The sequence below is a fragment of the Acinetobacter sp. YH01005 genome, from assembly GCF_013420465.1.
Lineage (GTDB): Bacteria > Pseudomonadota > Gammaproteobacteria > Pseudomonadales > Moraxellaceae > Acinetobacter > Acinetobacter amyesii.
The window spans coordinates 26,535-50,023 of sequence record NZ_VOYA01000012.1 but is presented as its reverse complement, the minus strand read 5'-3'; the positions used below and the strand labels follow the sequence as shown (position 1 = coordinate 50,023).

The 23,489-nt window shown below is 41.1% G+C and carries 18 protein-coding genes and 1 riboswitch; of the genes, 6 read left to right on the top strand and 12 right to left on the bottom strand.

The genetic code is table 11. From position 1 onward, the window contains the following. Positions 1 to 23 precede the first annotated feature (23 nt). Positions 24 to 521: a phosphate-starvation-inducible protein PsiE gene (locus FTT72_RS10160; protein WP_180026737.1), complete on the bottom strand. Its 498-nt coding sequence runs from the start codon at positions 519 to 521 to the stop codon at positions 24 to 26. A 170-nt stretch (positions 522 to 691) separates the two neighbouring features. Here FTT72_RS10160 and FTT72_RS10155 point away from each other — a divergent pair, with 170 nt between their 5' ends. Beyond that, complete coding sequence (locus FTT72_RS10155; RefSeq protein WP_180022436.1) at positions 692 to 1,327, top strand: FMN-binding negative transcriptional regulator; 636 nt, start codon at positions 692 to 694, stop codon at positions 1,325 to 1,327. Between the two features lie 44 nt (positions 1,328 to 1,371). Here FTT72_RS10155 and FTT72_RS10150 read toward each other — a convergent pair whose 3' ends face one another. The 3 genes from FTT72_RS10150 to FTT72_RS10140 form a co-directional block, all read right to left on the bottom strand. Continuing rightward, positions 1,372 to 3,153, bottom strand: coding sequence for an acyl-CoA dehydrogenase C-terminal domain-containing protein (locus FTT72_RS10150; protein WP_078194153.1), 1,782 nt, complete (start codon positions 3,151 to 3,153; stop codon positions 1,372 to 1,374). Positions 3,154 to 3,346: 193 nt separating this feature from the next. Next, positions 3,347 to 5,149 carry an acyl-CoA dehydrogenase C-terminal domain-containing protein gene (locus FTT72_RS10145; protein ID WP_078194152.1) on the bottom strand — a complete coding sequence of 601 codons (1,803 nt, stop codon included), beginning with the start codon at positions 5,147 to 5,149 and terminating at the stop codon, positions 3,347 to 3,349. Positions 5,150 to 5,467: 318 nt separating this feature from the next. Beyond that, positions 5,468 to 6,097 carry a hypothetical protein gene (locus tag FTT72_RS10140; protein ID WP_180040673.1) on the bottom strand — a complete coding sequence of 210 codons (630 nt, stop codon included), beginning with the start codon at positions 6,095 to 6,097 and terminating at the stop codon, positions 5,468 to 5,470. A 134-nt stretch (positions 6,098 to 6,231) separates the two neighbouring features. On the opposite strand from FTT72_RS10140, the gene baeS reads away from it, so the two are divergent. From baeS to FTT72_RS10120, 4 genes are all read left to right on the top strand, one after another. Then, positions 6,232 to 7,908, top strand: a complete 1,677-nt coding sequence (baeS, locus tag FTT72_RS10135) for a sensor histidine kinase efflux regulator BaeS (protein ID WP_180135743.1) — start codon at positions 6,232 to 6,234, stop codon at positions 7,906 to 7,908. A 12-nt stretch (positions 7,909 to 7,920) separates the two neighbouring features. Further along, a complete protein-coding gene (locus FTT72_RS10130) occupies positions 7,921 to 8,607 on the top strand; it encodes a response regulator (protein WP_111885370.1) in 687 nt (228 codons plus the stop codon). Between the two features lie 233 nt (positions 8,608 to 8,840). Then, positions 8,841 to 10,538, top strand: a complete 1,698-nt coding sequence (locus tag FTT72_RS10125; RefSeq protein WP_180022416.1) for a carboxypeptidase regulatory-like domain-containing protein — start codon at positions 8,841 to 8,843, stop codon at positions 10,536 to 10,538. A gap of 357 nt (positions 10,539 to 10,895) precedes the next feature. After that, positions 10,896 to 12,251, top strand: coding sequence for an amino acid permease (locus FTT72_RS10120; RefSeq protein WP_180022415.1), 1,356 nt, complete (start codon positions 10,896 to 10,898; stop codon positions 12,249 to 12,251). A gap of 658 nt (positions 12,252 to 12,909) precedes the next feature. Here FTT72_RS10120 and FTT72_RS10110 read toward each other — a convergent pair. The 5 genes from FTT72_RS10110 to FTT72_RS10090 all read right to left on the bottom strand — a co-directional run bounded on the left by FTT72_RS10110 (position 12,910) and on the right by FTT72_RS10090 (position 18,879). Next, on the bottom strand, positions 12,910 to 14,829 hold the full coding sequence (locus FTT72_RS10110; RefSeq protein ID WP_180178304.1) for an acyltransferase family protein: 1,920 nt from the start codon (positions 14,827 to 14,829) through the stop codon (positions 12,910 to 12,912). Between the two features lie 196 nt (positions 14,830 to 15,025). Next, positions 15,026 to 15,397 carry an MmcQ/YjbR family DNA-binding protein gene (locus FTT72_RS10105; RefSeq protein ID WP_168378763.1) on the bottom strand — a complete coding sequence of 124 codons (372 nt, stop codon included), beginning with the start codon at positions 15,395 to 15,397 and terminating at the stop codon, positions 15,026 to 15,028. 36 nt (positions 15,398 to 15,433) lie between these two features. Next, positions 15,434 to 16,039 carry a murein L,D-transpeptidase family protein gene (locus FTT72_RS10100; RefSeq protein ID WP_180178303.1) on the bottom strand — a complete coding sequence of 202 codons (606 nt, stop codon included), beginning with the start codon at positions 16,037 to 16,039 and terminating at the stop codon, positions 15,434 to 15,436. Between the two features lie 112 nt (positions 16,040 to 16,151). Beyond that, positions 16,152 to 17,597, bottom strand: coding sequence for a YdiU family protein (locus FTT72_RS10095; protein WP_180178302.1), 1,446 nt, complete (start codon positions 17,595 to 17,597; stop codon positions 16,152 to 16,154). Between the two features lie 121 nt (positions 17,598 to 17,718). Then, positions 17,719 to 18,879 (bottom strand): acyl-CoA desaturase, encoded by a 1,161-nt coding sequence (locus tag FTT72_RS10090; protein WP_180055849.1) that lies wholly within the window; start codon positions 18,877 to 18,879, stop codon positions 17,719 to 17,721. 190 nt (positions 18,880 to 19,069) lie between these two features. Here FTT72_RS10090 and FTT72_RS10085 point away from each other — a divergent pair, with 190 nt between their 5' ends. Continuing rightward, positions 19,070 to 19,603 (top strand): META domain-containing protein, encoded by a 534-nt coding sequence (locus FTT72_RS10085; RefSeq protein WP_180160323.1) that lies wholly within the window; start codon positions 19,070 to 19,072, stop codon positions 19,601 to 19,603. A 66-nt stretch (positions 19,604 to 19,669) separates the two neighbouring features. Here FTT72_RS10085 and FTT72_RS10080 read toward each other — a convergent pair whose 3' ends face one another. The 3 genes from FTT72_RS10080 to FTT72_RS10070 all read right to left on the bottom strand — a co-directional run bounded on the left by FTT72_RS10080 (position 19,670) and on the right by FTT72_RS10070 (position 23,054). Further along, entirely contained in the window at positions 19,670 to 20,383 is a 714-nt protein-coding gene (locus tag FTT72_RS10080; protein WP_180005543.1) for a glycerophosphodiester phosphodiesterase, read from the bottom strand. A gap of 185 nt (positions 20,384 to 20,568) precedes the next feature. After that, positions 20,569 to 21,153 (bottom strand): cob(I)yrinic acid a,c-diamide adenosyltransferase, encoded by a 585-nt coding sequence (locus tag FTT72_RS10075; protein ID WP_111885379.1) that lies wholly within the window; start codon positions 21,151 to 21,153, stop codon positions 20,569 to 20,571. A 47-nt stretch (positions 21,154 to 21,200) separates the two neighbouring features. Then, positions 21,201 to 23,054, bottom strand: coding sequence for a TonB-dependent siderophore receptor (locus tag FTT72_RS10070; RefSeq protein WP_180178301.1), 1,854 nt, complete (start codon positions 23,052 to 23,054; stop codon positions 21,201 to 21,203). A 236-nt stretch (positions 23,055 to 23,290) separates the two neighbouring features. Further along, positions 23,291 to 23,447, top strand: a riboswitch (cobalamin riboswitch). Positions 23,448 to 23,489: the final 42 nt, after the last annotated feature.

Below are 23,489 nucleotides of genomic sequence, written 5' to 3'. Positions count from 1 at the left end.
AAGGAGAAGGAACGAATTAGTGTTTAAGCCAATTCATCATCTTGCGGACGTGGGGTTTTTCCTTCAGGCAGTGGCTTCTCGGAATGCTTATCTCGAATAACCGAAGGATATGTCCAAGAGGCATAGCGCACAATCAAAATGGCCACAGCAAGGATGAGGATCGAACCTGTAGTAATGACCAAGCCCATATCCGCTTTATGGTCATGCTGAATGTCCGAAATCAGTAAACGGGTCAGGGCAGTAATAGCAATATAAATCAGGAAGCGAACAGGCATGTGGTTGGTTTTAAAATAAATACCAACCATGGCACCGAGTTCGAGGTAAATAAACAATAATAAAATATCGTCAATCGTGGCGAATTGCTTAACTGTAATAATTTCAAAAATGGTATGACCCGCAGACCATAAAATCATACAGCCGATGACAAACAGCGCAAGATAATGAAAACCTTCTACAGCAAGATTGCCAAGTCGGTCGAGGAGGGCTTCAATTTTTTCTACTTTAGGATCACGGTGTTTCATATATCTTCCTCCTGTGTAAATTGCGTGAATATTCAATCAAGAACAAGTCATTAAATACCAAGCAAATTTCATGCACATGAAGCGCATATGACAAAAATATTTTTTAGGTTAAATAAAGTCTTTAATGTTAAGTTTGAGCTTAAATTTTGTCCTATAAGAATGAAGCGACGATGTATCAACCAACGCATTTTAAACAGAATGAACTCCTTGATCTGATTGATCTTATGCGTAAGCATGCTTTGGCGACAGTAATACTGACGGCACCCAATGGTGAGTTGGAAGTGAATCATTTACCACTAGAATATGACACTGAGTCAGGCGAATTGGGTATATTGCGCGGTCATATTGCCAAGACCAATCCAATGTTTGAATTGCTAAATCAGTCAGCGCACGCCTATGTGATTTTTCATGCCGATGATGCATATATTTCGCCTAGCTGGTATGAAGGAAAACAGGAGCATCATCGCGTTGTACCGACATGGAATTACCGTGTGGTGCATGTCAAAGGCACAATTCGTAAAGTTGACGATGAAAAATATTTACGAGGGGTTCTGGCTCGGTTGACTCGACAACATGAAGCTAGCCAACCCGTGCCGTGGAAAATGGGCGATGCGCCTAATGATTTTATTGCTGAACAGTTAGAGAAAATTGTGGCGATTGAAGTCGATATCCAGTCGATGATCGGGAAATTTAAAGTCAGTCAAAACCGAAGTGCTGTAGATGCGATGAATGTGGCAAAAGCTTTGGAAAATGCGAATTCTGAAATGGCTAGGTCAGTCAGGAAATATTATCACTACAATGAATAAAAAAATGCCCGATAAATCGGGCATTTTTGATTTTGTGCGACTAATTAAGCTTGGTTGGTAAAGTAATCTTCAGAGAAGTTCATGATCACTTCAGAACCTGCTTTCACTTTAGCAATGCGTAAAGCCAATTCAGGCAAAATACGCTGCGTGAAGTAAAGAGTTAGTGCAAGTTTGTTTTGGTAAAACTCGCCATCTTTGTCTTTTGCTGCATCTGCAATGCGGGCAAACATATAGGCAAAGCTGAGTAGGCCTACAGCATGTAAGTAATCAACTGCTGCTGAGTTCGGGAATTCAATGTTTTCACGAGCAGCTTCAAGTACATATTGAGTCACAGCTTCAACTTCAGCTGCTGCATCTAATGTTGCATCTTTGATGTAGTTCAAGCTGGCATCTAAATTATTGGCAAAATCACGGATTTCTTGGATATATTCAGCAATGAATTCACCATTGCACTTAATGGTTTTTCGACCAATTAAGTCTTGCGATTGAACACCGTTGGTCCCTTCGTAAATCTGTGCAATACGGAGGTCACGGATACATTGTTCCATACCCCATTCACGAATAAAGCCATGACCACCGAAGACCATTTGCGCATCGAGTGTTGCTTGGAAAGCTGTATCAGTTAAATACGCTTTCGCAATCGGTGTTAATAGCGCAACACGGTTATTGGCTGCTTTGACTGCTTCTGGGTCAGTAGAGAACTTGGTAATGTCCAGTTGTTGACCAACATAAACCGCAAATGCACGAGACGCTTCATTGTTGGCACGTGCGTTCAGCAACATACGACGTACATCACCATGAACTAAGATGCTGTCTGCAGGTTTTGCAGGCGATTGAACGCCAGAAGCGCTACGGCCTTGTAAACGATCAGTCGCATATTGCGCTGCATTTTGATAAGCAAATTCAGAAGCACCTAGGCCTTGAATACCCATAGACAGACGTTCGTAGTTCATCATGACGAACATCGCTGCAAGGCCTTCATTTTCTTTACCAACCAGGTAGCCTTTCGCGCCATCAAAGTTCATCACACATGTTGCAGACGCTTTGATCCCCATTTTATGTTCAATAGAACCAGGGCCTACAGCATTACGCTCACCCAATGAACCATCTGCATTCACCAAGAATTTAGGTACGATGAATAGTGAAATTCCGCGTGAGCCCGCAGGCGCATCAGGCGTTTTCGCTAAAACTAAGTGGATGATATTTTCAGAAAGGTCGTGGTCACCGCCAGTGATGAAGATTTTCGTACCTGTAATGTTATAAGTACCGTCTTCATTACGTTCGGCTTTAGTTTTGATAATACCTAAATCTGTACCTGCATGCGGTTCAGTTAAGCACATGGTGCCTGACCATTCGCCTGTATACATTTTTGGCAAATAAGTTTCTTTTTGCTCTTGTGATGCATAGCTGTTTAACGCCATGCCTGCACCAACAGAAAGAAGCGGGTAGAGCATGAATGATGGGTTGGTTGCAAACAGCATTTCATCAGACAGAACAGTCAGCATTTTTGGCATGCCTTGACCGCCCCATTCTTCATCTGCGCCTAGACCAATCCAGCCGCCTTCAGCATATTGTTTAAATGCTTCTTTGAAACCAGCAGGAGTCGTGACATTGCCATTGCTATAGGTTGCGCCTTCTTCATCACCAGTGCGGTTTAATGGATGAGTGACGTTTTGCGCAAATTTTGCCATTTCTTCAAGAATGGCTTCTGCAGTAGCAGCATCAACGTGAGCAAGATTTTCGTTGTTTTGCCAGAATTGTTCTGCTTTAAAAACATCATTTAAGATGAATTTCATATCTGCAAGCGGCGCATTATAAATTGGCATGTTCGTTCACCTGTTTATTGTTTGAATCTATGGACTTGGGGCAATTTGTATCGACACAAAGCGTGGAGAAAATTGACCAAAGTAAAATTATGGGACTATTTATAAAGAAAAAGGACTGCCAATGCTATGACCGTCCTTTCTCTATTTCTGCACTCACGAGTACAATTTTTTGAATATGTTTTAGATATTCACATTAGAATGCAAAGTGTTCTGCATCCAATGCCATAAGAGGATCTAGGCCACCTGCAATCACTTCTACATGAGAGCGAACGCGTGGTAAGATTTTCTTGAAGTAGAAGCGAGCAGTCGTTACTTTTGCATTGTAGAAATCAACATCTGTTGTTCCTGCAGCTAAAGTTTCTTGTGCAACTAGTGCCATGCGAGCCCATAAATAAGCAAGCGTTACATAACCAGAGAAGTAGAGGTAATCGACTGCAGCAGCACCTACTTCTTCAGGGTTTTGCATTGCTTTCATACCAATCTGCATGGTTAAGTCGCCCCATTCTTTGTTTAGCGCAGCAAGCGGCTCAACAAATTCTTTCATGGCAGCGTTGTCTTTGTTAGCTTCAACAAATTTATGGATGATCTTGGTGAAGTCTTTCAACATTGCACCTTGAGTACCCAATACTTTACGGCCTAACAAGTCAATTGCTTGAATTTCAGTCGTACCTTCGTACAAGCATGAAATACGTGTATCACGTACAATTTGTTCCATACCATGTTCAGAAATGAAGCCGTGGCCACCAAATACTTGAACACCGTGTTTTGCAGATTCAGAACCTGTTTCAGTCAAGAATGCTTTAGCAATTGGAGTTAATAATGACAAGATATTGTCAGAGAACTTACGTTCTTCTTCAGTTGCACCTTGTTCCACGATATCGGCATGGAAAGACAATAAGTAAACCAGAGCACGACCAGCTTCAGCAAATGATTTTTGCGTAAGCAGCATGTTGCGTACTGCAGGGTGAACGATAATTGGATCTGCTTCTTTTTCAGGTGCTTTAGGGCCTGAAAGTGAACGCATTGCCAAACGGTCTTTTGCGTAAGCAAGTGCACCTTGGAAAGCGCCTTCAGAAGCTGAAAGACCTTGTACAGCAGTACCGATACGTGCAGTGTTCATGAATGTGAACATGCAGTTTAGACCGCGGTTTTCAGGGCCAATCAAGAAGCCTTTTGCGTTATCAAAGTTGATGACACAAGTCGCGTTACCATGGATACCCATTTTGTGTTCAATCGAACCACAACGTACCGCATTGCGCTCACCAATTGAGCCATCAGCATTTACATTGAATTTAGGTACGATGAATAATGAAATACCTTTCGTGCCTTTTGGTGCACCTGGAAGACGAGCAAGGACGATATGGATGATATTTTCAGCCATGTCGTGTTCACCAGCAGAGATAAAGATTTTCTCGCCAGAAATTGCATAGCTACCGTCTGCTTGTGGTTCAGCTTTAGAGCGGATAATACCTAAGTCAGAACCTGCATGAGATTCTGTTAAGCACATCGTACCAGTCCATTCACCTGAAACAAGTTTAGGAAGGTAAGTGTCTTTTTGCTCTTGAGAACCGTGATGTTCTAATGTACGGACAGCACCATGAGATAGACCAGGGTACATACCCCATGCCCAGTTCGACGTACCCACCATTTCTGAAATGATGTTGCCTAAAGAAACCGGTAAGCCTTGACCGCCGTATTGTTCTTCAGCAGATAAAGATGGGAAACCGAGTTCGATATATTTTTGATACGCTTCTTTAAAACCAGTTGGTGTTGTTACAACGCCATCATTCCAAGTACAACCTTCACGGTCGCCGACTTGGTTAAGAGGAGAAAGTTCATTTTCACAGAAGTCAGCAGCAGCTTCTAGATATTGGTCAACCAACTCACGGCTTACGGTGTCTGAAAATGCAGGCAGTTGTGCATAGTGATCTTCTGCTTTTAAAAGTTCATGCAGAACAAATTGCATATCACGTAAGGGCGCTTTGTATTGTGGCATATCGTTTTCCTCAATACTGGTTTCTACCAGCGTTAGTAATCCTAAATAAACATTTGAACGTGTCTTCAATGACACGTATTGGAATGGTTCTAATCGTGCAACATCTTCTTATTGGGTACAAGCATTTCAGGGCGATTTGTTGGTGACTGTAAAGTCAAAGAAATATCCCTTGAAAATGCTAAGTGCATTGAGTGTAAACACTTTTGGCTGAAAATGAATGACACAAATAGTCAAAAAGCGTAAAAAGATATGTCCAATAAAAAAGGCACTCCTGGGAGTGCCTTTTTTTACGCAATGATATTGCGATCTAAGTTTGGATTATTTTACTGGTGCTGGCGTTGGGGCAACAGGGGCTTTAGGTTGGAAACGCACTTCACATTTACCATTGATTTGCTGTTCGCCAACTTTAATGGCAACCGCACTGCCATCAGTCTTGCCTTGACATGCTTTCATAATCGCTTGTTGCTTCGCTTGGCGTTCTGCTAAACGTTGATCAAACTGTTTAGTCAGTTCTGCACGTTTTGCATCAGTCAGTGGCTCACCGCGTTGCATCTGACCACGCATATCGCCACGCATTGGACGGTGTTCACCGCGCATTGGTTTGTGTTCACCACGTGCTTTTTTCATGTCTTGGCGGTCTGCTTTGAACACCATGGTACATGTACCATCAATGCTATTATCGCCAGCTTTTACTTGAACTGTTGAACCTGTAGTCTTGCCATCACAGGCTTTTTGCATATCAGCAAACACTTGACGTTGCTCGGCACGCATTTGTTTAAAATGTTCACGTTGCTCAGGTGACATACGACGATCTTGATCACCATGATGTTGTTTCATCATACGGCCATGATCGTTATCTTTTGGTGCGGTTGTCGATTGACAAGCCGTCAATGCACCCATGCTCAATACGCTTGCACCGATTAAAGCCATTTTGGTCATTTGTTTCATAGTCTATACCCCACCAGATTAGATATTTTTTCAATGGTTAAAGATTAAATAATAAAGATGTAGAAACAATGGAGAGTTTTTTAGTAGCGTGTTCGCTACAATAATGAATATAGAAGAAAAATGAGAGTTCTCTTTTGAAAATACGTCGTATCCCGATTGCCTTACGCTTGTTTCTGACTGTGCTGTTGACGACGCTCGTCATCACAACGGTAAGTCTTGGCGTGTTGCATTGGAATATGCAGCGTAATTTCACCAAATATGTGGCCGATGTCGAGATGCAAAAGCTTGACCATGTCATTGAAAATTTAGCCGATGTGTATACGGTTTATCATGATTGGGGCAATGCGATTCAGGCGCAAATTTTGCAAATTGAAGGGCAGGCTGCGCCAGATGACTATGATCGTCTCTCTCGGTGGTGGCTGCGTCGTCAATATGACATTGCATTGCAGCAGCGCTATTTCCAAGATCATAGTTTGAATGCAGCATCGATGTTGGCAACGCCACAGCAAACGGCAGAACAAAAAACTGAAGAGCTAAAATGGCTTGAACAAAACTTACCGTCTGAGTTTCAACCTTTTGAAGGTTTAAAATTTCCTTTAAGCGCGAATCAAAATGTGTTCCGCCCCAAAGAGTCGAATGCGGATGAAAAAGATAAAGATGCCGGTCAATCCTCTCAAAACAATACCAACAATGGTGGTAAAAAACAGTTTATTCAAATGCCTGACCGCTTGGGCTTGAGTTCACGTTTATCTTTATATGATGCACAGCGCCAATTTGTGGTGGGTGAGCCGACAGATGAACAGATTTCTTATCGTCCGATTATGGTAAATAATCAAATCGTGGGGTATTTGGGGCTCAAACCTGTCCTCGAGCAAGATGATGCGATCAGTATTAACTTCTTTAGTAAGCAAAAACGTTATTTGTTATTGGTTTATGTGCTGACATTTATTGCAAGTTTAATTGCTGCACTGTTATTGGCGACCTACTTTAAAAAACCGATTCAGCGTTTGTTAATGGGAACACGTGAGTTAACAAAGGGCAATTATCAACATCAAGTCGCGGTGAACCGTAATGATGAACTCGGCGATTTATCAAATGAATTGAACCAGTTGGCTGTGATTCTTGATCAGCATGAAACGTCACGTCGTCAATGGGTGGCCGATACTTCACATGAATTAAAAACCCCATTGGCGGTGTTGCAGGCTCAAATTGAGGCGATGCAGGACGGTATTCGTAAGCCAACGCCAGAGCATTTTGCCTCAATGCTCAATCAAGTGAGTAGTTTGAAAAAATTGACCAAAGATTTGGCGGATTTGGCGCAAGCCGATGCACAACAACTGAATTGTTATTTGACCACGCTCAATCCGTGGGATGTAGTGATGCAAGAAGTTGAAAGCTTTAAGCCGAAGTTTGAGCAAGCAGATTTGAAAATTACCGCAACGGGCGAAGGGACTTCATTACAATTAGATATAGACCGTTTTAAACAGATTATGGTCAACTTATTGGGCAACAGTATTCGTTATACGGAAGCTGGTGGTGAAGTGCATGTACATACTGAGCAGGATGAAACCCAGTGGACCGTGTATGTCGATGATAGCCCATTTGGTTTAACTGATGAACAGTTGGCACGTTTAGGTGAGCGTTTCTATCGCGTGGATGATTCGCGCACGCGTGCAACCGGTGGTACAGGATTAGGATTGGCGTTATCCGTAAAAATAGCTAGAGCATTGGGCGGAGAATTGAGTTTTGATCATTCTCCATTGGGCGGTTTGCGTTGCAAATTGACATTTCCCAAACAGATGAAACATTAAAAGGAAGCATGCATGAAACATATCATGTTGGTTGAAGATGAAGTGGAACTTGCACAGCTAGTGCGTGATTATCTAGAGGCTGCAGGCTTTGAAGTCAGCATGTTTCATGATGGGCAAGAAGCCTATGAAAGCTTCACACAACGTAAACCGAGTCTGATGATTTTAGACCTGATGGTGCCTCGTATGGATGGCTTAACCATTTGCCGTAAAGTCCGTGAGCAGTCTGATTTGCCGATTATTATGGTGACTGCACGCACTGAAGAAATTGACCGTGTATTGGGGCTTAATATGGGTGCTGACGATTATGTCTGCAAACCGTTTAGTCCGAAAGAGTTGGTGGCACGTGTGCAAGCGGTATTACGTCGTTTAGAGCGTAAAGCAGAACCAGAGGTGAATGATTTATTCCGTATGGACAAAGCACAGCAGCGCATTTGGTATCAACAAAAAGCATTGAGCTTAACGCCAACGGAGTTTCGCTTACTGGAATTGTTCTTAGAGCATGTGGGGCAGGTGTATTCACGTGCGCAGTTACTGGATCATATCAATCCAGACAGTTTTGAAGTGGCTGACCGTGTGATTGACAGCCATATCAAAAACCTGCGCCGTAAAATTTCGGATGCTGCTGAAACTGGCAACCGCCATGAGTGGATTCAAGCTGTGTATGGCGTCGGCTACCGTTTTGAATATCCAGAGGATTAAAACATAGATTGTAAATTCTAAAAGACAGGCTTTGGCCTGTTTTTTTGTACATACCTAGCTAAATTAATTTTAAAAACAAGAAAAACAAAGCAATAAAAACATAAAATGTGAAATTTGCGCATTTAGTGGAAATTGGGTATTATTTTGCTTGAATATTGACCAGTATGTTTGGGCTGGCAGAGTTCAATGTAGAGATAACAATTTTAAAAATGGAAAATTAGAGGGCAGAACAGATGAAAAATAGCGCTTTTGTAAAAATAATAATGGTCACGGGTGTCTTGGGTTTAACGGCATGTGGCGGTAGTGATCGTGACGAGACAGGGAGTGTACCGCCAGAGGCAGTTGCCGATGCTATGGTTCAAAAAAGCGTAGAAGAGCTGACTTTATTAGATGTGAATAATCTTGCTTTAAATGCTGCATCGATTCAGATTTTAACTGATGAAGAATGGCAAAAAGTACAAGCAGGCAGTCTGAAAATAGCAACGAATACAATTATAGCGGATGATTCTGAGCAGTTCTTTCCACCGATCAATAGTTTACCGACAGCAACTCATTTTAAAGGTCAAAGTTATCTTGCCAATGCTCAAGGCATCGTTAAACTGCCTAAATTGGCTGCAGGCACATATTATGTTTTGGTCACTAAAAATGGACAGTCTACAGTTTCGGCATTCTTGATCCATCCTAAAAATACCAATAAGAGCATTGTGTTGAATGTGGTTCTCAACTGCTTAGATCAAGACTGTCAGACACTAAGTGATGCACCAGTCAATGATGCAGTGGTCGGAACATTGTCTGGTCAAGTGATTTTTAAAGGGAAACCTTTGGCGAATGCGCAAGTGTCATTGTCTGGCGGTACAGCGACCAATGGCGCATTTGTTAGTGCTTTGACTGATGCCAATGGATATTTCACGCTTTCATTTAATGTGAGCAATGATCTGCTTGAAGCATTGAAAAATGCCACGCTCACCATTAACGGTGCAGGAATTAACACTATTACGAAAAAAGTTATGGTCATTGCTTCTTCTGCATCGGGCTATCAATTTGAAGTGCTGCCTGAAACAGCATCTGTAGATGCGGTATGGCGTGAAACTTTTGAAGCGGATTCTGCTACTCGCAATGCATGGACAAGGTCGCAGCCAAGTGTGGCTAATGTCGATTGGCAGTTGCTAAACAAAGGTCACAACATTCGTAATAATCAAGTAAATCAGCGTGTGCGCTTAGCGCCGAATGATCAGAGCCAAGGCAAGGTGCCTGAGCCACTGCAAGGTAATACGGCATATTGGTATGGTGACAAAGTAAATGGCAACTTTATTGGTGCTTTAAGTGATTCATCTACGGCTCCAGAGTTTGATGGCGGCACCTCGCAGTATGACAATAGGGGTGAATTGATTTCACCTTCCATTAATCTAAGCCAGTATCAGGCGCCTTTGAGTTTAAGCTTTAAAACATGGTGGGAAATTGAGTCGGTCAATCCAAATAATCAGGGATTCGATTTGATGAATATTTTAGTTTCTACCGACGGCGGTAACAGCTTCAAGACTTTGGCTCGATTAAACCCGCTGGCAGATCCATCCTCGGCATATGAGCGCGCGCCGATTCCATACAGTAATTTAGGCTTTAACCTCGCACCGGCTGCTGTTCAGCAAGAAGCAATTTCATTAGATGAATATGCAGGCAAGGCCAATGTTCAGCTGAAATTCCAATTCAGAACAGTCGATCAACTTTATAACGGTTTCCGCGGTTGGATGATTGATGATGTGGTGATTCAGAAAAAAGCCGGTACTTTCCCATTATTTGATGGTGCGAGTTTTGATGAAAATTCAGATAGTTTCTCTCAGGACTATAGTGGCGTCGCTGCAAAACAAGCGGACACTGTGCTGAAAAGCACGAAGAGTTATGCACGGTGGGCTGAAGTTCCACAGCGTAAATAACGATTTACATGGTGGTGCAGTATGAATGGTTAGAATAGGTTTAGACGTACTGTATTCACTATCAATCATCCATCAAGTGAAGTGAATGCTAAAAAGCAGCTCTCTATTGAGGGCTGTTTATATTTAAAGGGACAATATATTCAGCCACTTAAGTATGCTGGCAGCTAAATTTTCTGGCTGTTCTAATAGAACCATATGGCCTATATTGTCCATCCTATCAAGTTGACTATGTGCTATAGATTGATGCAGCTCACGCACTGTATTCCATAATGATTCATACAGAAATGATTTGCGAATATTTGGCTGCAAAGAGCTGCACAGGCTACAATCCACTTTTTTATAAGATGAGAACGTGTTGTGAGCAGCGAAATGCCTCAATTGCAGCGCCGATTAAAGAACCGTCATATTCAGCTGATTGCAATGGGTGGCGCAATCGGGACAGGGCTATTTTTAGGCTCTGCGCATATTATTGAGTCGGCTGGACCATCGATAATTCTGGGCTATTTGATTGGTGGTTTGATTGCTTTTCTGATTATGCGCCAGTTGGGCGAGATGATTGTACAAGAGCCAGTCACAGGTTCATTCAGTCATTTTGCTTTTAAGTATTGGGGCAAGTTTGCGGGCTTTTTAACGGGCTGGAACTACTGGATTCTGTATATTTTAGTAGTGATGACCGAGCTGACCGCGATAGGCAAATATGTCAATTACTGGTGGCCGCATGTGCCTGCTTGGGTTTCAGTTTTGGTGTTTTTTGCTGTGATTACGCTAGCCAATTTAGCCAATGTCAAACTGTATGCAGAATCTGAATTTTGGCTGTCGATGATTAAAGTTGTGGCGATTGTTGCCATGATTATTTTTGGTATATATCTGCTACTTACAGCAGGCGCAGACTCTACCGCTTCGATTAGTAATTTATGGGTACATGGCGGCTTCTTCCCGCACGGTTTTGAAGGCTTATTCTACATGCTAGCCTTTATGATGTTTGCTTTTGGCGGCATTGAATTAATCAGCATGGCGGCGGCTGAAACTGAAAATCCTGATCAAAATATCCCGAAAGCGGTGAATCAGACCGTGATCCGCGTGTTCTTATTTTATATCTGTTCCTTGGCGGTACTGCTGTCGCTGGTGCCGTGGAATCAGTTGAAACTTGGCGGTTTGGATCATAGTCCTTTTGTGATGATTTTTAATCAGATGGGGATTGATTGGGCGGCACATTTGCTGAACTTTATTATTTTGACTGCATCCGTTTCGGTCTGTAATAGCGGCATGTATGCCAATAGCCGCATGCTGCTCGGTTTGGCAGAACAGGGCAATGCGCCAAAAACGTTTAAACAGGTAAATAAACACGGCACGCCGATTGCCGCGGTTTTATTTTCTGCTTTGCTGATTTTTGGTTGCGTGCTGCTGAATTATTTCTTGCCTGAAAAAGCCTTAAGTTACCTGATTTATATCGTGGTGAGTGCTGCGGTGCTGAATTGGATGTTAATCAGCTTGATTCATTTGAAGTTTAGAAAAGCGATGCAGCAGCAGGGTATACAGACCAAGTTTCCTGCTTTATTTGCACCGTTTACCAACTACTTTGTCTTAGTGTTCATGCTGATGATTTTGTACATCATGTGGAATCAGGGCTTTATGCTATCGGTGTTGATGCAGCCGCTATGGATTTTACTGCTGTATGTGCTGTTTAAAGTGATGCAAGCAAAGAAGGTTTAATACCATGAAGGCTTAGGGAAGAGCCTTTTGAAGTTTTAAATTCTTGGTTTAAAGTTGTTTAACAACGATTTTGAAAGAGTTTTATTAAATTGCTTGAATTAATAATTTGGTTTATTTAAGTAATTAAAATGTAAGTTAAAATATGTGATTTGTGTTGATTTTAGAATCAATAAATTTCATTTATTTTCTTGAATGATAAGTAAAATGAATAATTTATCAATTAACTCTCCTAATTCTCGCTGGGTTAAATCTTAGTTTTACTTTGGTTGCTTTAAGTTTCTTTGGGCTATCAAAGGAGCTTGCTTTAGCAGGAGTTTCAAGTACTTTAGGATTCTTATGTTTTTGGTGTCTGTGGAGTCAAATGACGGGGGGAATCTATCAAGAATTTTTTAAAGTGGATGATCAAGTGGCGAGTAAGTCTTATACCTATTTAACACTCATTGCTACTCATGAATTTCATGATGATCGATTTATTACCTAATGGATGGTAATAAAAATGAAGCATACTACATTAAGTCTATTTATTTATTTATTTATTTATTTATTTGAATTATATTAAAATATTTAATAATGGAAGCAGAAAAGATTTTAAATTTTAGTTTTAAATTCACCTAAATGACTTCAAAAAATTAAAGTCATTTAGGCGTACTTTCACTTTTTATGGATTGAGGGCTTCTTTAAACATTGGAACTAAAAGCTTATTTCCATATTCACTTAAGTGATTACCATCACGATAAATCGGGCGTCCTTTATACTCAGAAATACATTCATTTCCTTTACATAGATGTAATGCAGGGTCTAAGACTTTGGCCTGACATTGCTCTGCACTTTCTTGAATAATTTTGCGAATCTCTCCTGATCTTTTTAAATATGTGTCGTGTGAAATAAATATTTTTTCATTACGCTTGTAGAATACATTCTTAATGATTCTTTGCGGTAAATTGAAACCAACTTCTGGAATGGGTTGCACGATATAAACAGGATTGGTCTTAGAGGTCTGACACAAAACTTCAGTTAGATTCTTTTGAAATGAAATCATTCGATTCTTTTGAGTGATGTTTGGATTATCATCAAAATAAACAATAGGTTTAGAACTCTTAGCATCCATGATATCAGGGTCATTTTCTCCAATTAAATAGCTTGGGTACCTTGCAATGAAAACCATTGGAATATTTTCATATTTTTTGGATGCAATTAAGTTTAAGCGTTTCTGATTAATTTCTGGGCAAGGACTTTTATCTTTGTAAAACTGTAGATTGGGAATAAATGGGCAGGCAGAAGTTGTAAATGAAATGATACCGTCAGCTTTCAAATTAAAAGTGGTTGCCACAGAGGTGGTCATTGCATCAGCATGGCTATCTCCAATAACAATGGCTTTAATTTTAGTTGGGTTTCCTATAATACATTCATGCAACTCTTGTTGGTCGCAATCATAAGGATTGGTGTTATTGATTTCTTCGTTGGCTATTTTAGCTGCTTCTGGAAGTCGCGAATCGACACCATCATTAGATTTGAGGAAATGGCCAAAGCCTAAAAGGAATAAAGCGGGATAAATTGCTTTCACTTTATAAATTTCTTTCCAAGATGAATAGCGTTGGAAACGATGCTTTTCAATAGCGTGATAACTTAAGAAACCGCATAAAATTGACAGAGGGATTCCGTATATCCACCAATTTTCGATGCCAAGATAGAAACCCAAAACAACCAAGGGCCAGTGCCAAACATAGATGGAATAAGACCATTTACCAATGTGACTAAAAACAGGATTGTTAATGAAAACATTCTGTTGGTACTGACTCACAATAATTAAATACGCACCAAGGACGGGAATAAGCGCCATATAACCTGGCCAAAGAGTATCTTTAGAGATAAAGATATACGATGCTAGAATCAGCACGAGCCCTAAGCACTGGGTCATAAGCTGTGATTTTTTGGTGTTTAAGGACCAAGGATAGAGGAATGCTAAACCACCTATGAGCATTTCCCATGCACGGCTAGTCAGTAAAAAATAGGCAGTTTTGCTGTCTTTATAGGTTGCATATATACAATAAATAAAGCTGACTAAAAACAGCCCAAGCACTACACGTTTTAAATTATGAAGGCTTAAATATTTTTTTAGAATCAAAATGATAAGTGGAAAAAATATATAAAATTGCCACTCAACAGACAAAGACCATGTATGTAACAACCATTTAGTATGCTCAGCAGTATCGAAATAGCCCCCACCTTTTGAAAAAAGAATATTGGAGATAAAGAAAGAGCTTTTTTCGATTTGTCGCCCTAAATCTTTATAATCAACAGGGGCTAGATAGAACCAGCCAAATATGACTAAAACGATAGTCATCGTGGCTAAAACAGGAATAATTCGGTTTGCACGTGCGGTATAAAATTTAAATAGATTAAATGTATTTTTTTCAATTCCAATAAAAATAATGGCTGTCATCAAAAAGCCAGAAATGACAAAGAAGACATCTACACCAGCAAAACCACCAGTTAACCAGTGTGGACAAAAGTGAAAAAGTACAACTGCCAATACAGCTATGGCCCGTAATCCATTGATATCGTGTCTGAATTGCATAAATAAAATAGCTAATCATTTAATTTTGGATGATTCTAACTTTAATTGGAGAGTGATCGATTAAAATTTCCATTTTTTTAATTTTTTGTTCAAAACAGGCAGACTGTTTTCCAATTTGATTTGAAATGATTTTAGATCAGTGAGGTGCTGTTTTTATTTTGAGTTTTGAATTAGAAAATAATAGTTAAAAATTAAGCTATAGACGTTGGAGGAGCTCAATCCTCTGCCGCTGTCCTTTGTTTAACTTCGATACCACCAATTCATAAGAGTTCAGCACCAAATCTTGCAGAAGTTCTTCTTCTAATTCTTCATCTGTAAAAACAGAAATCCAATGCTGCTTATTCATATGCCAGCCCGCACGAATAAAAGGATAAATATCTCTGAGCATTGAGCCATTGTCTGGCAGCACCTTTAAGTTGATGGCCGCTTTGCCTTCCAAATGAAAACTCAGCATAAAGACCTTCTCCATCACTTTAAACACATCACAGCCTTCACCAAAAGGCTGGCTACAGGTGGTTTCAGGCAGGGCTAAGGCCGACTTAGCAGCTACAGTGTGTAATGCAATCATAGGGGATAACCTAAAAATAAGCCTGAGTTTTAAAGCCTAGGGACGAATATGTATAACGGTATCATTATTCACCAATTGCCAAATTTCATCCATATCAATATTACGCACAGCAATGCAGCCCCAAGTCCAATCTTTTTGTGGGAAATAAGTCATCAGTTGTGGTGCAGCTTTCATTTGTAAACTGGTTGCCGAACCATGAATCATAATGTCACCACCTGCAGAAACACCTAAATCTTTAGCCTTTTGTTTATCGGTCGCATTGGGGTAAGAGATATGCAAAGACTTATAAAATGAACTTTGCGGATTGCGCCAATCAATCATATAGCTGCCTTCAGGCGTTTTGCCATCACCTTCTTGAACTTTATGTCCAAGCGGTTGAAAACCCAGACGCATCGGGTAACGCCGAATGACTTGATCCTGATGTTTTAATTCCAAATAACGCTGAGCCTTATGTACCTGAATATTGTCGATCGGCGTTTCTATGCGAATTTTTTGAATTTGCAAATCGCTTAATTCAGGTGGAAAGGCCAGTGCATTGGCAGATGTAGGTAGATATTTTTCAAATTTTTGATAGGCAAAGTAGGCTACCGCAATACAGAAGAGGGTAGCGAAGCTTAAGATCGTGATATTTTTTCTTGTCATTATTTTTTAGAGGATGAAGTGCTTTCGCAGTCCATCGATTTCTGAATTGTGGATAATGTTTAAATTATCCACAATTATGACCCGATTAAAGTGTGGTTTTGTGGATAAATGTTTAAGACGAGCAGCTCACCATCACTTCAGGCACATCACTTGGCAAAGGTCCTAAATCTTCTGTTGTTTCCAGTTCAGGCTGTTTAATAAATGGTTTACTGAGCAATGTAAATAAACGTTCTACCTCTGAAAAATCATTGCGTTCAGCAAGCTCAATCGCTTTTTGCGCCATGTGATTTCGCAAAATATAATGCGGATTGGCCTGTGCCATTTCCGCATCTAAAACATCGGTGTCCTGATGCTCACGGATACTTTCATATTGTGCCAAGAAACCTTCAAAGGCGCGGCGGTCTAAGCAGTCATCTTTAATGGCTTCATATTCATGATTTTGCAGACGGATAAAACTTTGCGTGTAATCCAGTTGCTCACTTTGCAGAATACGCAAAAAGGCCATGGCGCAGTCGAAGCTGTCTTTATGAAAACTCGGCAGGCCCATTTTTTGGCTTAAGCCCAATTTATAATGTTCCAAGAAGGTCAGTTCAAAATGCTCTAAGCACTTAGCTAAATCTTCTTTCCACTGTTCTTTGTCATAGTCCGTAGGGCAGAGCGGAATGAGATTATTCAGCCACTGCCAGAGATTCCAATGCCCGATACTTGGCTGCTGCTGATAGGTATAGCGGCCTTGGTAATCCGAATGGTTGTTGATCCAGTTTGGGCGGAAGCGCTCCATAAATCCATAAGGTCCAAAATCGAGCGTTGAACCAGTAATATTCAGATTGTCAGTATTCATCACGCCATGTGCGAAACCAATGAGCTGCCATTTGGCAATCATCACTGCGGTACGCTGAATGACTTGAGTGGCAAAAGCTAAAATCGGTTGTTCGGCATCCAAGCATTCAGGGTAGTGCCATTCAATGCATTTTTGCGTGAATTCAGGTAGTAAATCGCTTTGATATTGATTGATCCATTCAAAATGCCCCAATCGAATATGACAGTCAGATGTACGTAGCATCATCGCACCAAGCTCGAGTTTTTCACGCTGTACGCCTTGTTCAGAGCTGGTAAAACCCACGGCATTGCTTGATGCAACACCTAAGCTGTTCAGCGCATGTCCTGCAAGATATTCACGAACTACTGAACGTAGCACTGCACGGCCATCACCCATGCGTGAATAAGGCGTAGAACCTGCACCTTTGAGATGGAGGTCAATGGTTTGCCCATGTTTATCGATGATTTGCCCAATCAATAAGCCGCGTCCATCGCCCAATTGGCCGGCCCATTGTCCAAACTGGTGACCTGCGTAGACCATGGCCAAAGGTTCAAATTCTGCAAAGGTTCTTTGACCGCTGCAAATGTCTACCCAAGCCTGTTTATCTGTCTCAGACCATTGCAGCTCATCTGCAAGAGCCGCATTAAAATGCCCAGCTTTTGTGCCTTTTAAGGGTACAGGCTGTTGATGGTGGTACAGGCGAGGCGGCAGGGTGTTATAGCGGGCATTGAACTGCATAATGATCTTTAAAAAATTCAAGTTATGTTGGAACTATAGCAAAGACCAGATAGAAAAACTGTAGCTTAAAATCAATAAAGCCTCCACAAGGGAGGCTTTACATTTGAGAGGCTTAAAAGAATTAAGCAGTTTTCTTTTTCAAATTACGCATCAATTGATTCAATGCTTCACGGTGCTGTGACAAACGCTGTTCAACTTGTAGGAATTCAAGTTTGAGTTTGTCATCCATCTGATGAATTTTTTCAGCAACTGCAGTTTTCTTCGCTTGAATTTCCTGTTCTTTTAATTTTGCCCAGTCATTCAAAGTTTGCGAAAACGCATCATATTCTTGAGAAATACGTTGCTTAGCGGTCGCAATATCATCGGTCATGTTGAGACCATAGATCGCAAGGTCTTGTTCCGCATACTTGAACTTCATAGCCAACTCAGCTTTTTTAATATTAAAGCTAGGAATACGGCGTAAATTTTTGGCAAGGCCTAATTTAGAGCAGCTCCAAATTAACCATTTTGTTGGATCGTATTGCCACCATTTCACACCATTACGGTAGTCGTATTGGAAAATGTGGTGATAGTTATGATAACCCTCACCCCAAGTAGCAATAGCGAGCCAGAAGTTATCACGAGCGGTATTTTCGTCAGTATACGGACGTTTACCCCACATGTGGCACAGTGAGTTAATAAAGAACGTCACATGATGGCTCAAGATTAGACGCATTAAACCGCCCAATAATAGAACGCCCCACATGTCGCCAACAGCCCAACCAATTGGCACTAAAATCGCTGCATGCACAGCAATCACCAGTGGAATGTAGTATTTATCTTGGAACAAAACGACTTTATCTTTTAAAAGATCTGGCGCGTTTTTGTAGTTCGGTTCTGCTGCTGGATAATCACGAAGCATCCACCCGATATGGGCATACCAGAAACCACGATTAATCGAGTATGGATCTTGGTCAATATCGTCTACATGACGGTGATGTGTACGGTGACCAGAAGCCCAGAACAAAATACTGTTCTGAACAGCAAAAGTACCCATGAGCATTAAAATGATTTTTAAAGGCAAGGTTGCTTCATAAGCACGGTGTGCCCATAAGCGGTGATAACCTGCGGTAATACCTAAACTGCTGACACCCAGTAAAACAAACATACTGATCCAAGCAGCGGCACTAAAATCATGATTAATGGCATATAACGGAATTGCAATAACTGCGACAATAGGTAAAAACACCAATGCAAAAATAGCAATCCAGTTCATTGGGGCTTTGGGTAGGGGAGCATTCATCTCCAACAGCACTCCTGAAACCTTGGGAGGTATAGATAGGACTAATCCCATTAATTTTTTAAGGGATTTTAAACGTACAGAATAGTAGCACGGGAAAACCCGTTTTCACCACTGTTATTGTACAGTTGTATTGTTCTAAACAGTAACATAATACGACTGAAGTTATTTGACTTTTTGTGGGGTAAAAAAGATGCTAAAAAAACAGCAAAATCGTCAAAATAATCCGCAATTTTTTGTCAAACACTGTATCTGTGGCGGCTTTCTGATCAGTTGTCTTGGACTGATGGCTTGTCAAAATTCTCCTACACAGACAGTGACTACAAAGTCACACGGAAAATCACTGGGCAACAGTATTGAGCAGCCATTAAAACTTATTCGCGTGAACGATGGGATACAAGATATTCCATGGACGATTGTGAAAATCGCTGTACAAAAAGCTAAGTTCTTTCATCATCAACCTTATCTTCAGTTCAATTCGCAATTTCGACAAATTCAGGGAAATACGGGATGTAACACTATCAGTGGCACTTATGTGATTGATACCTTAAAACACAGCATTGATCTGAATGCCCGAGCAGGTTATTTCAGCTGTGATTCGGCTTTGGCTCAAGAGGCTGAACTTTCAGATGCCTTGCAAGCCGCAACACAATTCCAAATAAAAGGGAAACACATGACGATGCAAAACAGTCGGGGACAAACTGTATTGGTTTTGGAAAGAAAATAGACCGATTGAAATATCGACGTGTTGATCGAGAAGTGAATTACACAAATCTAGGTGAATAAAGCAGCATTAAAAATGCTGCATCATTAATTTAGGATAGTCGGTAATTAAGCCGTTAATGCCCCAATCTTTAAGCTGTTTAGCACGATCAACGTCGTTGACAGTCCATACGCTCACATTTAATTTTGCCTGCTGCGTGGCCTGAATAATGTCTGAATTGGCGAGTTGGTTCATCCAACCGATTTGGATACAACCTAATTCAAGTGCTTGTTCAATCGCTTTAAATTTTACGTCTGTTTCAACCAAAAGCCCGCGTTTGAAGCCGGATTTTTTTTGTTGCAAAGCAAGATGAATTTTAGGGTCAAAACTGGTGATCACCGCGGAATGTTCGAAACCTTGGAGCTGTTGTTCCAAGGTTTCAGTCAGCGCTTCAGCTTCAGTCTGTGTCTTCACTGCTTTCACTTCGACTTCAATATGATCGAAGTTATGAATAATTTTGAGCGTTTGTTCGAGCAGTGGCGTCGGCTCAACTTTATTCCATTCTGACCATGTCACTGCATGGTTATACGGTTCTAGTTCAGAACTTTCGCATTCATAAAGATACTTATCTTGGCCGGTGGTACGGATGAATTGATCGTCATGCATCACAATTAAGGCGCGATCTTTTAGTTGTCGCACATCAAATTCAACTGAGCGTATGCCTAAATCTTGAATATATTGGAAACCACCTAGGGTATTTTCAGGTGCTTCACCACGAGCGCCACGGTGACCGATTATGCGCATAAAGGGCCTGCAAAATTGAAAGATAAAAACATAGTGTCCTGTAAGAATGACAGGGAGATGACACTGTTATTTTGATCCGATCATCCTGAAATACAAGAATGATCGGACGAAATGTTTCGATTTATTTCAATGTAAAATAGACTTTTAATTGGTCAAAGGATTTGAGCAATTTTTGAATCCAAAACTTATTGATCAATCGTGTCGTTAATATTTTTCTGCCACAGCACCTCAGAACCACCTTCAGCGCGTTGTAATGTACGCGATGCGACAAATAACCAGTCAGAGAGTCGGTTAAGTAGCTGCAATGACGGTGCTTGAATGTTCTGGTCACGGTTATGTACAGCCATTAAACGACGTTCTGCACGGCGGCAAACTGCACGCGCTTGATGGGCAAAGCTGCACACCAATGTTCCTGATGGCAGGATAAAGTCTTTGAGCATTGGCAGTGCTTCATTCATACGGTCAATGTCATTTTCCAAAAACTCAATTGACACAGGTTGTACCAAGTTGAAGTTTGGAATGCAAACTTCACCGCCAAGGTCGAATAACCAATGCTGAATCAGGCTGAGCGATTTATCCCAAGCCGCTTTGTCTTCAATACTGCTTAGTGCGATGTGCGAACGCAGAATACCAATGCTTGAATTGAGTTCATCGACATCTCCTAAGGCTTCAATACGTAAATCATCTTTGGCTACGCGTGATCCGTCGCCAAGACCTGTCGTACCTGAATCGCCTGTGCGGGTATAAATTTTACTTAAGCGGTGGCCCATTTTAATTGTCCATTTTTTGATTAAAAGTTGAATAAATCAGTGTGAAATTAATATCTAACTGTGATGCCAAAGGAAGCCAAACGGCCGCCATTTAAATAGAATTTGCCGTCGAAATTGCCAGCAGAAGCCGTTTTATATTGAACATCGCCGACATTTTGAATATTGGCAAAGAAGCGCAGTTGCTCGTTGGGTTGGTAATAACTATTGAAATCAATCTGAGCATGTCCAGGGATCACATCCTCATCATAATTACTGCTGTCTGAATGGCTGTTCGCACTCAGTGTTGTTGACAGCCCATAATGTTCATCAGCCCAACCAGCTGACAATGCCAGTTTTTGACGTGGGCGGCGGCTCAAATCCAAACCTGTTTTATCATTTTTTGCTTGATTGTAGCTATAACTGGCCTTTGTAAAAAATGCCTCATTGCTCCAATTCACATAGACTTCTGAACCTTGAATGGTCACTGCATCAATATTGGCAAACTTCCAGTTATTGTTGGGATCAGAATCAATAAGGTTATCAATTTCAGTTCTGTAGATAGACAAACCAGTTTTTAGTTGTGGTGTCATTTGTAGGTCTAGCCCAATTTCATAGGATTGACTTTCTTCGGGTTTTAAGTCAGGGTTTGCATAGTCGCCATAATATAAGTCGTTCATGGTTGGCGCTTTAAATGCTGTACCAATATTGGCATAGCTACTAAACAACGGCGTGAAAAAATAACGCGCAGCAACTTGTCCGACCGTGTGTTGACCATATTTTTCATGGTCTTCACGACGAATACCCGCTTGAGTTTTTAATTTATCAGTTTGATATTGGTGCTGTAGATAATAACCCGTACTGTTTAAGTCTTGATGAAAAGACTCTGCAGTTTTTAGCGTTGATGTTTCTAGCTGCCGATGGGTGATGCCTGCAATGATGTTCTGAGACGGCGTCATTTGCTGTTTTGCGGTCAGTTCATATTCAGTGGATTCATAATGGGTCTGTTCAAAGATTTTGAGCTGTTCCAACTCATCTTTAAAATAAGACACGCGAGCATTCAGGGTCAGCTGATCTGTGGGGTTGAAGTGTGACTTCAGGGTTGCAATTTGATTTTTAAAATCTTGCGACTTTTGCTCATATTGCAGTGAATTCCAGCTGTATTGCTCATATTGAGCATTACCTTGGTTTTCAGAATAATCCAATGAAGTGCCAAAGCGTGTTTCTTCATAGCCAAATTTGGTAGACACGCCTTTTTGATTAAAGCTAGAAGCTCTGGCATTTTCATGTTCATGAATCAATGTGCCGTCGGTTTCTAAACGCTGTCCACGAATTTGCGCATAAAAACCTTGCTTGGCTAGGTCTACCCCGACAGTACTTTTATAGGTTTGATTTCCACCTATTTCAGCGCTGATAAAAGCTGCATTTTTTTCAGGGGTTTTGCTAATGATTTGTACCACACCACCAATGGCATTGGTGCCATAAAGGACAGATGCTGGGCCTTTTAAAACCTCAATCTGCTTAATGTCTGTGGTATCTATAAAATTATTTGGCGCTAAACCGCTGGCATCATTATTTAAACGGACACCGTCACGCAATACCAAAGTGTGGTCTGACTCTGTGCCACGTAAAAAAAATGAAGCTTGTTGTCCATAGCCACCCAGCTGCACCATATTGATAGAAGCATCACTCATTAATAAATGTGGAAATGATGCAATTGGTGATTGATCTATGAGCGACTCATCAATAATGGAAATACGTGCTGGCACATTTTCTAATTTTTCTTGTGAGCGTGTTGCCGTGACGACAATGGTGTCCAATTTAGGTTGTGCAATGGAATCTGCTGCAACAGATATTTGGGAGCTAAAAATACAAAGGGCAGATATGCCAGCTGCAAGAGCAGTCGGCTGAAAAGGAAAAGGCATACAAAGCTCCATGCATTTACCCCACGTAAATGATTGAGTGATAGAACACAGTGAGCAGGTATCGGACTGGCAAGGCATTGCTTGCGCACCGTTGCGGGGGCAGTGTTGTGGAAACTTCCCATGCCAACTGTTGTGAATGGCTTAAGTATAGAGAACTCCGATTTATCGAACAATCAAATCTATCGGGCATTTTAGTGTTGCTGCATATTCAGCTTGACTTGCTGTGGGGCAGAAACTAATCTGCCCATGCTTCAGGTGCTTCCTTAATTGAGAAGTGAAACTGGGAAGTCAGTCCAGCAGTATAGAGCTGTTGTTATCTGACACTGCCCCCGCAACGGTGAATCGTTATTCATAACGTAAGTCCGGAGACCGGCCTGATGCAGACCTATTCATAATGCGGCGGGCGTTATAGCGGGATTGCATGCTTTTGTCTGA

Coding starts and splice junctions, on each gene's coding strand:
- FTT72_RS10160 (WP_180026737.1), bottom strand. CDS start 521: ATGAAACACCGTGATCCTAAAGTAGAAAAAATTGAAGCCCTCCTCGAC.
- FTT72_RS10155 (WP_180022436.1), top strand. CDS start 692: ATGTATCAACCAACGCATTTTAAACAGAATGAACTCCTTGATCTGATT.
- FTT72_RS10150 (WP_078194153.1), bottom strand. CDS start 3,153: ATGCCAATTTATAATGCGCCGCTTGCAGATATGAAATTCATCTTAAAT.
- FTT72_RS10145 (WP_078194152.1), bottom strand. CDS start 5,149: ATGCCACAATACAAAGCGCCCTTACGTGATATGCAATTTGTTCTGCAT.
- FTT72_RS10140 (WP_180040673.1), bottom strand. CDS start 6,097: ATGAAACAAATGACCAAAATGGCTTTAATCGGTGCAAGCGTATTGAGC.
- FTT72_RS10130 (WP_111885370.1), top strand. CDS start 7,921: ATGAAACATATCATGTTGGTTGAAGATGAAGTGGAACTTGCACAGCTA.
- FTT72_RS10125 (WP_180022416.1), top strand. CDS start 8,841: ATGAAAAATAGCGCTTTTGTAAAAATAATAATGGTCACGGGTGTCTTG.
- FTT72_RS10110 (WP_180178304.1), bottom strand. CDS start 14,829: ATGCAATTCAGACACGATATCAATGGATTACGGGCCATAGCTGTATTG.
- FTT72_RS10105 (WP_168378763.1), bottom strand. CDS start 15,397: ATGATTGCATTACACACTGTAGCTGCTAAGTCGGCCTTAGCCCTGCCT.
- FTT72_RS10100 (WP_180178303.1), bottom strand. CDS start 16,039: ATGACAAGAAAAAATATCACGATCTTAAGCTTCGCTACCCTCTTCTGT.
- FTT72_RS10095 (WP_180178302.1), bottom strand. CDS start 17,597: ATGCAGTTCAATGCCCGCTATAACACCCTGCCGCCTCGCCTGTACCAC.
- FTT72_RS10090 (WP_180055849.1), bottom strand. CDS start 18,879: ATGAATGCTCCCCTACCCAAAGCCCCAATGAACTGGATTGCTATTTTT.
- FTT72_RS10085 (WP_180160323.1), top strand. CDS start 19,070: ATGCTAAAAAAACAGCAAAATCGTCAAAATAATCCGCAATTTTTTGTC.
- FTT72_RS10080 (WP_180005543.1), bottom strand. CDS start 20,383: ATGCGCATAATCGGTCACCGTGGCGCTCGTGGTGAAGCACCTGAAAAT.
- FTT72_RS10075 (WP_111885379.1), bottom strand. CDS start 21,153: ATGGGCCACCGCTTAAGTAAAATTTATACCCGCACAGGCGATTCAGGT.
- FTT72_RS10070 (WP_180178301.1), bottom strand. CDS start 23,054: ATGCCTTTTCCTTTTCAGCCGACTGCTCTTGCAGCTGGCATATCTGCC.